Raw genomic sequence first — 12,498 nt, 5'->3', positions numbered from 1 at the left:
ATGGATGTGGTGCAATGTGGTGCAATCTGTTGCTACAAACGTTGGTGCTCTTCCATCCATGCTTCTAGGGTTTCTTTGATGATAAGACGATCTCTTGAAGAGATGCTTTTAATTTCATACCAGTTCTCATCTACAAGTTGTAAAACATACTGCCCATTGATATCTGAATCGGGGTACCATCCTAGATCAAAGAGCAACTTGTCTTCTCGTTCAGGAACATACCAGTTCCCCTTTTGAATTTTCATTTTAACGATTTGCAGTAAATCTTCTGTGAAATATCCCCAGTTCTCGATGAAGTCATCCTCATCTTTATTACGAATAGGTTCTACATCGTAGAATTTATTATAGGTTATGGCATAACCTGCCGGAATCTTCAGTGGAATGAGTTCCAACTTTCTCACCTTCTTGCTACATTTTTTCGCAGATTTCACTTCTCAACATATCCCCTTAGTAGAAACTTAGGGACATTGCCCGCAATAGTGATACGGGATCTATTAGATGCCGCGGCGCTCTTCGAGCTGCTTGAGGAAATCAATACTAGTCTCCATACATTTATGACATTCACTAGCATTATAGGTTTTGTAGAATGGATTCATGAATCCGTGTTCGGCATCTATTATTTCTACCACGGACTTCTCTTTCGTTCTCAGCTGCATGGCTAGATCTTGTACATCAAATGACTTCTCATTGGAAAAAAACAATAACGTTGGACAGTTCGGCTCGATCTCTACAACGTTTCTAATCCTTGACCCGTAGTATGCGATGATTCCATCAACCTCACATTCACTACTCAACCATGCGATTGTTGCACCGATACTAAATCCAATAATATAGATCTGCTCATACATATCTCTATTGTTTTTCACTATTTCCTTAACTTCTTGCAAAGATGTATTGAATTCAATCTCATTCATAAAATATTGATATGCTTTTTCCTCTTCAGCATAAGTAAATGATTCTCTATGTAATAAATTGGGGATAAGCACGTCAAACCCTTCATTAATCCACACATCATGATAAAACTGAATATGATCATTAATCCCGTATATCTCGTGCAGGATAATAACTAGAGATTTAGAAGAATATTCTGTCTTCATTCATTATCACGTCTTTCTAATATAATTCTCTTGGCTTGAAAAGCTTACCATAGGATAGGGAACTTCATTGCTTATTTCTTTTATTTTGCACATTGATCAAGATTCTAGCTTTAATTGTTACTTTGATATAAAAACTCAACTTCACCATCTAACAAATATCGATATTCCATTAGCTGCATGGTTCTTTCCCTAATTCTCTCCATGATATCTCTAGCTAAACTTACCGATCCTTTTGATCCAAGGTAACCTGTATCTATGAATGTTTTCTCTACAAATTTCGTTTCCTTTAGGTTGTACTTTAACCATTCTTTCTGCGATTCGATTAGTGCTTCTCTTGACTCTCTATCGAGCTTAGAAAGAAGCTTTTCATATATGTGATTCAACTCTTCATCCCAAATCTTTTCATATTTACCTTCAAACGCCCCCCAATCCATCGTAGTAATAATCTCTTTCGAATTTAGCAATTCATTGAATTCCATTTCATAATCATGATCTATCGGATTTCGAAGCATTTCATCATAAAATTCCCCACTCGATTCAAAGTTCCCCATACTCCTGAATAACATTTCAGGGCTAGAACGCTCTGGTTGACCTTCTGTTACTCCTCCTAACTCTGTTCCATTACCTGTATTCGCTACATTAGGAAGCGTTTCAGATTTTTTTATGAGTTGAGTTTCGTCATTCAACGTAGTCGGTGGACTACTGCTTTGACAAGCTGAGAGCATGATCACTATAAAAAATAATAAGAGTACCTTACCTTTCATCATGTATCTCCTTTCGAAATACGTTGTTATCTTCTATTTCTACAGTTAACCTTCCTTCTGCCTTCCTCCGCTGGCATCTTCTGGTCTTTGTGAGCTACGAACGGCAAGGGTTTAAGCTGCCTCCACGATCTGCGAAGCGGTCGTCACGCCGAATTGCCAGACGTACGCCCGCCGCTTGAATCTGGTGTTAGATGGGAGTCATTTGACTCCTCGAGTTAACTAAGTCCCTCTTTCACAATTCTTAGCAAATCTTGCTTGTGATCTGGATGGCAGGCAATAATGTAAGGCTCTTCTTTCATTCCTGTGAACGGGTTGCCATCGAAATCTATTACGATGCCTCCGGCTTCTTTAACCATTAAAATACCTGAATACAAGTCGTCTCCTTCGGAGTTATAAAGAATAATTCCATCTATGTCCCCTTTGGCAAGCATGCACCATTGAAGTGTTGGAGCCCATAATCTCATCATTCTCTTGAAGTTAATATCAATATATTGTCTTAATTTAACTGCCTTTCTATCGTTCTGTACGTTGTGACCTTGAATCCAACCAATGTTTCCTTTGAAAATATTAGAATTACTTTTTATCTGAACCTGCCGTTCATTGCAATACGTTCCTTCCCCTATTACTGATACAAACAATCTATCGGTCAAGGGCTCGTAAACCACTCCAAGTACGGGTTCTCTTCTATACATCAGCGTTAATGAAATCGTAAAAACAGCCAATCCGATTGCAAAATTATTAGTTCCATCCAGCGGATCAATGAGCCACAGCCAATCGTTTTCCGTCCCTATTATCCCTGCTTCTTCGCTGTGTATCTGATGAGTAGGAAATGTCGTTCGAATTTGATTTATTAGGATTTGTTCAGTTAAATAATCAACCTCGGTGACCACATCACCAAATTCATCTTTTGATCTTAGATCAACAAAATCATCAAATTTCCCTTTAGAAATCTCACCTGCCTGACGAATAGTTTTTATTGATATTTCTTTTGCTTTGTGAATGATATTGTAGTCCATTTGGCACCCCTTATAAATTTTTTAAGTTTAAACTGATTTCATCCAACCTTGTTGTTTCGCGACGTCCGAAGGACCGAATGGCCCGCAGCACGAATATTGTGTTAGTCGATGTGAGTGCCGTGTTGAATTATCTACAAATCAGTTCTTCACATTTTTTCAGCCATTAACTTCAATTGATTGTTTCGATGTTCTAAAAATCTCTTCATATATTTCTTTAATATAATCTTTTCTGTAATAAGCCCTAGAATGCCAAGAGGAGCTTCAAAAGTCAGCTTGTCTCTCATTAATGTCTTTCCATCTTGTTCTTCAAAAATATGTTCATGCCTTAAGCTCTTAAATACGCCTTTTTGCATTTCATCTACAAAATAGTACGGTCTGTTATATTCAGTTATCTTCGACGTTAATTTCTGCCTGATTAGAAAATGAGTTGCTTGAAAAGTAACAAATTCACCTTTTCCAATCATACCCTTTGTAGTTCCATCGATTGCTCTTTCTTTCGTATGTTTCCATACGGTTTGAGTATGCAATTCAATATTCCTGGCCATGTCAAAACAACGATCGATTGGTGCGTTAATGAGAATCTCTGTATCTACTATAACCAAATAGAACACCTCGTTTAAGTAACCAATTTGTATAACCGACTCTGCACTGATTTCACCTAACGTACCTATATTTATAACCCCGGGAGGCTTAAGAGCAGAGCGACGGGGTCCGAGGGATTTGCAACGCATTGTGTAAGCTGAGTCCACTTGCTAGGTTGTTTCATCTAGGGAACCACGAACTCAGCTCGCAACTTAGATACGATGTTATCTAATTGATCGGCCCCACTTCTTCAAATTGAGACAGGAGCCGCCCCACGCTATTTCGTTAACCATATTTGCAAGATTGTCAGCATTTCAATTTGATCTAAACCTTTCATTTCACCAATTCGATATGCTAACGTTGGAGCCATCCATTCTTTAATCTCTTCATCTTTCTTGCCAGATAATATTAAATATTCTCTTAGATACTCTTGGTGAAATAACTCTCGATACTCTCTTCGTATCAATATTTCAGGAGCATTAGGTGGTAATGCATGAGACTGAAGCATCATCGAACTTCTTGCAACATCTGCTGCCTCATGACCAACCAATGCATTCAACCAGTCAATAATGATCGGTCCTTTAGAGGATAGAATTATGTTTCCTGGGTGGAAATCATAATGGCAAATGGTATTATTCTCAGGCAGTTGGTCTAAAATGCCTTTTAACCTTCGTTTCTCATTTTCGTTAATTAGTTCATGAGAAGATATTCTGTACAATAATTCATTTTTTAAATTCGGCTGAATTCCGATTTTCACTTGATGCATTTCATATTGAAGTTGAGCCATTTGTTTCGCGTAATGAGTAATACTAGATACCGTTGGAGTAATTTGCAGTAGCATAGTCTGTCCGTCAATTCTTTCATATATGAGGCAGAGTTTTCCCTCATACTCCAATGAACCCGAATAACTAGGGGCTCTTAGATTTAAATGATTAATGATCTCTGCATTCTTGGCTTCCTTGTTTGCTTCAAAGAATGAACTTTCATGATCATGAAAAATCTTAATAACTTCTGTATTTCCCCAAAGATAAACATTTGCCGTATTACCCATTCCAATTAATTCACCATGTCTCATGATTTAATCCCTTCTACAAGCTTACTTCAATCAACCTTCTACCATTCATATCAAGTCCTGCCAATTACCCTCGCTGTTATCCCCAATATATACTATATGTAAAAATGAGGAAACAAAAAAGAGCCTAGTGCACTACGGCAACCAGGCTATATAGAGCAATACGAAAAAACGACCGCTTTTTCGAGCGCCCGTCCTGTTCTTACATACTTCTTCTGCTGACGTTCGCAGTACCCACTCCATACATTTCAAACTGCTACCGCAGACTGTGTGCGACTGATTCACATAAACACTTCTTATATATCTATGACATGAAGTAGCCTAGAAACTGTGCAACACCGCTTAGCATCCCTAGACATCCGACGGTTAGTGCAATCCATCCAAACACTTTCTTGCCTTCCGAAGCTCTACTCTTTAGCAACACAAATCCCAACAGAATTAAACCGATTCCCCCAATAATGTTAAGTAAAAATATCTCTGTTGTAAAATGTACAAAAAAGTTATCTAAAATACCGTCCACCACATTTTCAAACTTTTTCTCCATAACCTACACCTCAATTTTAAATAGAATATAGACTTCAGAACTCCAAAATCAAGAAGATCCCACACCATCCAGTTCATAACTTTATTTTAAGCAGCAGAGATAAATTTTTCTTATCTGAATCTTAATAAAAAATTAAGTACGCAAAAAAACTCCCACAGTATCTCGCTGCAGGAGTATATGTTCCCTCGGTTTTAAACGCTAAACAATCCGGGCAATTACCAATACCTATACCTCTTCAAGCCAGTATCTTTCTTGATCAGCACGATGTTTGTCCCTTATTGTTGTACCTCGTATTTGAGAAGCACCATTCCGCTGGGATAGGCTTGCTGTCCAATGAATGCCAAACGCCGGCGCACTCCATTCGAAGCGAGTAGCGGAACCCCACCTCCCAAAAGAATTGGGATGATCGCCGGTTCGACCGTATCGACAAGATTCCACGAGAGTAACTGGGAGAAGAGATCCCCTCCGCCATAGAGCCAGATATCTCGACCAGGTTGCGCACGAAGTTCGCGAACTCGTGCTTCAAGCCCCTCGCTCACGACCTCAATGTCAGGATGATCTTCTTGCCGAAGTGATCGCGAGGCAACAATTACTTGCTTTCCGGGAAAACTTTCACCCATACTACATATGATCTCATACGTCCGACGACCCATAAGGAGTGTATCGAACTGCGCATGATGCTCTTCGAAATCAAATGTGGGTTCTGGCATAATCCAGTCGAACTCATCTTCGGGTCCTGCGATGAAGCCATCCAGACTACATGCCACCTGATATCGCAACTGTCTCATCAGATCACCTCATTTTATTTTTATCGATCATTCTTTTAATTGGTTTGAGTTTATCTTTTTCAGCCAAGAAACTCATCAACGCTTATAAGAGATCATTCATTATCAATATTTATCAAGTAAGGTCAATTTCAAAAGCTTTGTAGCATATCCCTTCCGATTTCCGAAGGTCTGATCCCATAGCCAATACGTTGAATTAGCAACAAAGCCATTCGTATTCACACCTTGTTAGTTATAGTTAAGCCACGCAATCATATCTTCAAAGTGTTCTGGGTCTTCCTTCACTTCGTCTCATTCATCAGGAATTAAATAAAGCGTCCCTTCTTCTTCATAAAAAAGTAGTCCTGATGTATTGAACTTTAATATTTCTTTAGCATCAGCTAATTCGATATTGCCTAAGTTCAAACCTAAAAAATCAATCTTTGTATCTATATCAATCACATATTTTTCCTCAACACTATTTGAATTATGAGCTTTCCATTGAACATGCAATTCCTGGTCTTTAAGATAAAAAGATATCTGATTATCAAATAAAAACTCATGCTCGAAGACATACAAGCAACAAAGTCGATTTCCCAGTAAAATGGTATGGTTTGAAAAATGTGCTCCGTTTTCTATAATTATATTTTTATTTGTTATTTCTCCTACGAACTGTATATCCCATTCGAATCTTTCCAAGTATATTCTAGGTGTTGTAGTGTGTCCGTGGAGTTGGATGCTACCACACTCAAGATTAATGTACCATTCAATAACACCTTCACTATTCATGATTCCTGATAAGGTTGCGTCCTTAATATCCATGGGTGTCTTATTTATTGTGTTCATCTGTGCTTGTCTCCTCATTGTAATGATTGGTCGCAGTGTAGCTATGCTGTCATATGTGCCAGCCACTTCTTGGTGACATTTATCAATAGCACTTTCCCATATAATACTCATCTACAAAATTACCTTAACCATGAATATCCCCTTTCTGAATTGATGTCTACCTCATCACCGCAAAACTTTCAATAATTATAAGTACTTATAAGTACTTCTTAAAGGCTTTACTCGAATCACCGTCATAACCTAAACTTGTATAGAACTCATGTGCTTTTTTCCTCGAAGCTCCGCTCGCTAAAAAGATCTTAACACAATCCCTTGAAATACACAGATCTTCAATATGCTTCATCATGAGAGATCCATAGCCTTGACCTTGTCTGTCTCCAGATACAATTACACGTTCTACAACCCCAAAAGGTTGTGACTCTATCAACGCATCTAAACATAGATGCAAGTGTGCAGTTGCAACGATCTCTTGGTCTACTTCGCAAACGAACAAATAACTATTAGCATCATGTTTAATTTCTTCTATCCTATCTTTCAGCACTTTTATTTTTGAGTTGTTTGGAAGCAACTCTTTGTATAGTCGTTCAATAGCCTCAGCGTCATTTGTCTCAGCTTCACGAATTATCATTCATATTCTCCTCAATATTTAGGCTTATTTGGCAGTGCTGCGATGAATTGCTTCAATCCTGTTCATTCGTTATTTTTAACTCATATTTAATTTGTGTTTTACTTTGCCCTTCTACGGTTTCGTTCTTTTCTTCTATTGCTCTAAATCCACTCTTCTCATAAAATGTTCTGCCTATATGATTCTCTTTCGCTACCCAAGCAAACAGTTTTTTTATTGGCTTTAAAACTTGAATATATTCATGAACGAAGGCTTTCCCTATTCCCATCTTGTGATATTCAGGTCGTACATAGATCCTAAGTAATTCATGATTAAATTCAGCTATCAAAAAACTCCGTTTAGCACTTTGTAAATCTCTCTCCACAGATCGACTTAAATTCTCATTAGAATAAGCCCTGCTTAGAAAATGTTGAATGAAATCTTTTGAGTAAATTCCTTCATAAGTATACATCCATGTTTCCTGAGCTATGGATTGAACATGAGGGATATCTTTACTTGAAACAAACCTAATTGTGACCATTTGGTTATCCTTCTTTCCTCATATGGTAATTAGTTTCCAGAGTTTTCACCACTTAGATTTGTAGGGTTGTCTGTCTGATTGCTTCCGATGATTTAGCTGAAATCTCATATAAGTCTGGTCTAGATCGGCCTCGATGAAGTTAGATGGTGTCGATGTGTCGTATGTTTCTACTTTCTCGCTTTACGTCACTGGCGACTGGGGGACTATAGTCCAGATGTGGGGATATCCTGTTACACGATGTTAATGCCTTCTTCAATTCCTTTATTTTAAATTTTTCTCATTTCGCTATATACTCTCAAAGGCAATTTAATTTTATGCAAAGGGATTGATCGCTATAACCACCTGTAAATGTTTGTTCTGAGCTGTTCCAGTAATCTGAATTCATTAATTCTTCAAGAGCTAAAATTTTTTCCCAACTTTCTTCCTTGGTTAAACCTATTAATCCTTCATCATATAGTTGATCTTCTTCTTCTCTTAGAGCTATTTCGGTGAGAATGTCTTTAGAAACCCGCAGACCAAGGCTCCGTGGAGCCACAGCTTGAATATTTTGTTAGGCGTAGTACTTTCTCTTCGAATAGTTTTCAAATCTCTATCCAAAATCTATTTAATATGTTTCCGTCTTCTTCTATAAAATCTTTATCCTTTATTCCACCATTCTTAATAATTGTCTTTTTCGATCCTTCATTAATTTCATCACATACTAGAAGCACCTTCATCATTCCCAGTCTTTTACTTTCCATTAAAGCCAGTCTTAAAAGCACTGTAGCATATCCCTTCCGCCTTTCCGATGGTCTGATGCCGTAGCCAATATGTCCACCACTATGGAATAGTTTATCTGTCAATTCGTGTCTTATATTTACTACCCCAACAACCTTCTGATTTGCTACTAGCCAATACGTTGAATTGGCAACAAAGCCATTTGTATTTATTCCTTGTTTGTTATGGTTAAGCCATAAGATCATGTCTTCATAGTTTTCTGGGTCTTTCTCAATTACCCATGGAACCATATCTTCTCCACTTTGTTTCCATTCCTGATAAAAACTCAAATAGGAGTCTTTCAGTTCAATACTCGGATTAGATAAAACCAACTGATCGTTCAAAAGTATTGTCTCCTCTCCAATACAAGGGCCGAACGGAACATAGCTTAGATACTATGTTATGCGATTCCCTTGTCTTCTTTGATTAGCATTTAAGTAGAGGTATTGTCATTTCTATTAATTCATTTTGGTTATCTAGATGCTTTAACATTCTTTCTACGTCTTCTGTTCTTGTAGTCTTCATTATTATTAGGTGTTTCATATTGATTCCGGGTGGATTCATTAATTCATTATTAAAGTATTCGACTATTTTCTGCGGTGTAGTTATTACACACCATCTCCTAGAGCCATCATCAAAAGTAATTGTCACTTCTATAAATTCATATTTCTCGTTATCATCATCAAATTGCCAAGTCTTCATAATTAATACCGTTTCTTCGATGGATGAAAAGTTATACTTAGAGATCCAGACTTTTTTCCGTGATCACCCACTATACGGAATTTATCCTCATCCTCATCAGATACTTCATATATTTTCCCTCGGGTTAACGCATGTTCATAAACTCCTATAATCGTACACTTTATTCTTTTATCTTTCATAAAATCACTTCCAACAGTGAATTATCTTTCACAAGGGCTTTGCATAACGTTCCTGTATATGAAATGCCTACATGAATTACCTACACACGTACGTTATAAATGAAATGTATCCTTAATAATTCTTGCGACTTCATCTGCACTTAAATTTGTATTATCAATTCTCAAATAGTTTTCTCTTGTAATTTCTCCTTTATGGGAGTTGAGTCTATGTTTTTCAGCCGTGCTGATCAAGTCCACTTCAGATTGTTCAACATTTCTTTTTGTTGGTTTTTGATCAAGCCTAAAGGCTGTTGTATTTCGTATTACTCTTTCTTCTATATTTGCTTCTAATTCAACAAAATAGATTTGGGCACCTTTCGATTCAAAAATATCACACGTTTGTTTAACAAAATCCCAGTCTGCTACTAGATCAAATCCCCATACGTAAGTGAAAATAAGTCCATACTGTTTGCTACTTGAGAACGATTCAAAAAGCTCTCTTCTTACGATATTAGATAGTCTCCATGTTTCGTTACTGAACCCAAAGAATGGGTGGAACAACTCAATTGACATGTGATTGTGAAACAATTTCAATTTGGTTATTTTCGTCAATTCATGACCAACTGTCATCTTGCCGACGGCCTGGGGTCCAAATAACAATATGAACTTCATAGAAATCACTCCTCTTAAAATATCGCACCAATTTCTTATAACGTTTGGCATTCCTGACGTTCAAACAGCTTATAGTGACCCTATGTAACGGGTAGTTAGACTTAGCTGCTTGAAATATATCGCCTAAATAATCTGCTTGAAATCTTTCTAAGCGATCAAGGAGGAATGCCCTAACCGTGAACATACTGTTAGCCTATGTTACTGCCTTCTCTAAAACACCTCACAACTATTCCTTCATCTTTAATAAGTTTTGTCCATTTGAACTTAATAATTTATTATCTTCTAAATACTCTGTTAAAGTCCTTAAATAATCTCTGCAAAGTTCTATATATGTAGTTTCTAAAAAATGTCTCTTATCAATTTCTCTATAGGCTCTATTAATAAATAATGCTACCTCATCATATGAGCCACTAATTAATAGAGCTATTGTATGATTTATTGAAGTTATTAAGTTATAGTAAATTGAATTTCTTCTTAAACCTGACTCAGGAAGAACTTCCTTTGTATTGAGCTGTTTCATATAACACAATATTTGGTGATTTATCATATTCTCCATTGAGTTTTCTCCCCTAGAATTTTTTAGAGTTGTATACACATAGAAATAATTCCAATCATAAACATAATAAAGAAACATTCTGGTCGTCTGACGTACTCAGTCGTTGGACCAACACGCTAATATTATGTTATATGAAAGAAAGATATGTCTTCTCAAGTTACGATCAAGATTCTCTCCTTCCTTGGGGCATCCTTCTCATAAAACGTTCTTGATCTCTTTCAAATCCATATTGTTCATATAATCCATGAGCATCCTTAGTTCCTAAGATACCTGTCATCCATTCATATTCCTTTAAGTTCGTTATAGTCTCTATCAATTTCTTTCCTATTCCTTGTCCCTGATATTCTTTTAAGACAAAAACATCACACAAATAATACACGGTTGCTCCGTCGGTCACTACCCTCGCATATGCAATTTGTTTACCTTGATGATATACACCATAACCATTTGAATGATCAATTGATTTCAAAATACGCTCAGTCGGTCTTTTGTTAGCCCAATAGCTTTGAGCTAAAAAATCTAATACCACTTGTCTATCAATCTTTTCTTTATCGTCAGTAATGAGATAGTCTTTATAATATACTTCCATGTTAATCCCCCCATTATTATCTTCCGCACTACACCAATTTCTGATAACGTACACGCATTCCTGACGTTCAGGCGGCTTAAGTGACCAAAGAGAACGAGTCGTCAGACTTAGCCGGTTGAACGTGTCGCCTGGATCTACTTCTCCGATATCCCTCTGGCCACCAAGGAGCTAAGCGGCGACGTAGGAATGTAATTTTATGAGATGTAGACACCTCCCTGAGTCACCAACAAAGTTATTCCTTGAGGATGTACAACTATCACTTAATGATGATGGAACTATCAGATGTTATGCCAATAGAAGGTATAATGGGAATGCTGTTGAAATCCTAATGACTTATAAAAATAGCTGTCAGAAATGACATATGCTTTTTCAGCACCCAAGGAACGGCTTCTTTTTAAAGCTTCTAGGACCACTGCTTTACCAAGCCCCTTATGTCGATACTCCGGAATTGTACACACAGGTTCAACATAAACATAATCCGTTTTCTGACTGTACCATAAGCCACAGTATGCAACGTATTCCCCATCTTCATTTTCAGCAACAATATGTAGAAATGTATTCAAATTTGTTGCTGAAAACATTTCTTTTTGCTTACTCATCGTAGTTTCATCAACGGGTACAGGCCCTTCGTTATCAAATGCCTTCCATAGCATATGATGAAGTTTATATAAGTCATTTCTTATATCAATATTTTTTATTGTTATGCCTTTAGAAGTTACAAAATCAAGGCTAACATTCTCTAGTGTGAGCTCAAGTATGTTTTCTGTCAGATCATTCTTGACAAAATTATGACTACGCAATAAATCTATAAGATGAGTATCCTTGTCATTCACTGCAATCCCAAGGCCATTTTCATTACTGAAAGTAGCAATAGCATATTCTAAAATATCTTTTTCTAACTCTTCAAATCCCTGTTTAGTAGCAAAAAATGCTTCACCGAAATAATGATCATAAGTTGCTATACCTACTAACTCATCATCCAGATACCATAATCCAATTTTATTTTTTATGTCACGATTAAAATCAGGATGGAAAAACATCCATTCCCACCTTGCCCAATTCCAATTTATACGTTTACGGTTATCTTTTGATAATTCAATCAAAAAATCACAAACTTGATCATAACACAAGAATCATCGAATTTTCTAAATCAGTTTTCATCTTAATCCCCCATATCACATATGAATCCTGTGTCTATCTCTTATAACATTCATGTATCTAGGAACCCGAGAGGC

At 36.9% G+C, this 12,498-nt stretch carries 17 protein-coding genes; all 17 read right to left on the bottom strand.

Annotated features, from left to right (window positions below; all coding sequences use genetic code 11):
* Positions 1-32: 32 nt before the first annotated feature.
* The 17 genes from PQG66_RS18095 to PQG66_RS18015 all read right to left on the bottom strand — a co-directional run bounded on the left by PQG66_RS18095 (position 33) and on the right by PQG66_RS18015 (position 12,393).
* On the bottom strand, positions 33-401 hold the full coding sequence (locus PQG66_RS18095) for a hypothetical protein (RefSeq protein ID WP_272039132.1): 369 nt from the start codon (positions 399-401) through the stop codon (positions 33-35).
* A gap of 93 nt (positions 402-494) precedes the next feature.
* On the bottom strand, positions 495-1,097 hold the full coding sequence (locus tag PQG66_RS18090) for a dienelactone hydrolase family protein (RefSeq protein WP_272039131.1): 603 nt from the start codon (positions 1,095-1,097) through the stop codon (positions 495-497).
* Positions 1,098-1,207: 110 nt separating this feature from the next.
* Complete coding sequence (locus PQG66_RS18085) at positions 1,208-1,864, bottom strand: lysozyme inhibitor LprI family protein (RefSeq protein ID WP_272039130.1); 657 nt, start codon at positions 1,862-1,864, stop codon at positions 1,208-1,210.
* A gap of 212 nt (positions 1,865-2,076) precedes the next feature.
* On the bottom strand, positions 2,077-2,877 hold the full coding sequence (locus PQG66_RS18080; RefSeq protein ID WP_272039129.1) for an inositol monophosphatase family protein: 801 nt from the start codon (positions 2,875-2,877) through the stop codon (positions 2,077-2,079).
* Between the two features lie 146 nt (positions 2,878-3,023).
* Positions 3,024-3,608 carry an SRPBCC family protein gene (locus tag PQG66_RS18075; protein WP_334220790.1) on the bottom strand — a complete coding sequence of 195 codons (585 nt, stop codon included), beginning with the start codon at positions 3,606-3,608 and terminating at the stop codon, positions 3,024-3,026.
* 128 nt (positions 3,609-3,736) lie between these two features.
* Positions 3,737-4,534: an aminoglycoside phosphotransferase family protein gene (locus PQG66_RS18070; protein ID WP_272039128.1), complete on the bottom strand. Its 798-nt coding sequence runs from the start codon at positions 4,532-4,534 to the stop codon at positions 3,737-3,739.
* 301 nt (positions 4,535-4,835) lie between these two features.
* Positions 4,836-5,075: a hypothetical protein gene (locus tag PQG66_RS18065; RefSeq protein WP_272039127.1), complete on the bottom strand. Its 240-nt coding sequence runs from the start codon at positions 5,073-5,075 to the stop codon at positions 4,836-4,838.
* A 275-nt stretch (positions 5,076-5,350) separates the two neighbouring features.
* The gene (locus PQG66_RS18060) at positions 5,351-5,863 is read right to left on the bottom strand and encodes a dihydrofolate reductase family protein (RefSeq protein WP_272039126.1); all 513 of its coding nucleotides are present in this window, start codon (positions 5,861-5,863) and stop codon (positions 5,351-5,353) included.
* Positions 5,864-6,151: 288 nt separating this feature from the next.
* On the bottom strand, positions 6,152-6,796 hold the full coding sequence (locus PQG66_RS18055; RefSeq protein ID WP_272039125.1) for a hypothetical protein: 645 nt from the start codon (positions 6,794-6,796) through the stop codon (positions 6,152-6,154).
* Positions 6,797-6,881: 85 nt separating this feature from the next.
* Positions 6,882-7,313 (bottom strand): GNAT family N-acetyltransferase, encoded by a 432-nt coding sequence (locus tag PQG66_RS18050; protein ID WP_272039124.1) that lies wholly within the window; start codon positions 7,311-7,313, stop codon positions 6,882-6,884.
* A gap of 52 nt (positions 7,314-7,365) precedes the next feature.
* A complete protein-coding gene (locus PQG66_RS18045) occupies positions 7,366-7,830 on the bottom strand; it encodes a GNAT family N-acetyltransferase (RefSeq protein ID WP_272039123.1) in 465 nt (154 codons plus the stop codon).
* Positions 7,831-8,125: 295 nt separating this feature from the next.
* Positions 8,126-8,365 (bottom strand): hypothetical protein, encoded by a 240-nt coding sequence (locus tag PQG66_RS18040; RefSeq protein WP_272039122.1) that lies wholly within the window; start codon positions 8,363-8,365, stop codon positions 8,126-8,128.
* 46 nt (positions 8,366-8,411) lie between these two features.
* The gene (locus tag PQG66_RS18035) at positions 8,412-8,930 is read right to left on the bottom strand and encodes a GNAT family N-acetyltransferase (protein WP_272039121.1); all 519 of its coding nucleotides are present in this window, start codon (positions 8,928-8,930) and stop codon (positions 8,412-8,414) included.
* A 630-nt stretch (positions 8,931-9,560) separates the two neighbouring features.
* Complete coding sequence (locus tag PQG66_RS18030; protein WP_272039120.1) at positions 9,561-10,118, bottom strand: shikimate kinase; 558 nt, start codon at positions 10,116-10,118, stop codon at positions 9,561-9,563.
* Positions 10,119-10,344: 226 nt separating this feature from the next.
* On the bottom strand, positions 10,345-10,638 hold the full coding sequence (locus PQG66_RS18025; protein WP_272039119.1) for a hypothetical protein: 294 nt from the start codon (positions 10,636-10,638) through the stop codon (positions 10,345-10,347).
* Between the two features lie 199 nt (positions 10,639-10,837).
* Positions 10,838-11,263, bottom strand: coding sequence for a GNAT family N-acetyltransferase (locus PQG66_RS18020; RefSeq protein WP_272039118.1), 426 nt, complete (start codon positions 11,261-11,263; stop codon positions 10,838-10,840).
* A 278-nt stretch (positions 11,264-11,541) separates the two neighbouring features.
* Positions 11,542-12,393: a GNAT family N-acetyltransferase gene (locus PQG66_RS18015; RefSeq protein ID WP_272039117.1), complete on the bottom strand. Its 852-nt coding sequence runs from the start codon at positions 12,391-12,393 to the stop codon at positions 11,542-11,544.
* Between the last annotated feature and the right edge of the window lie 105 nt (positions 12,394-12,498).

Origin of the sequence: Paenibacillus sp. JJ-100 (assembly GCF_948329825.1) — a bacterium.
In the GTDB taxonomy this organism is placed as follows: Bacteria; Bacillota; Bacilli; order Paenibacillales; family Paenibacillaceae; genus Paenibacillus.
This window is presented reverse-complemented; position numbering and strand designations above follow the sequence as displayed.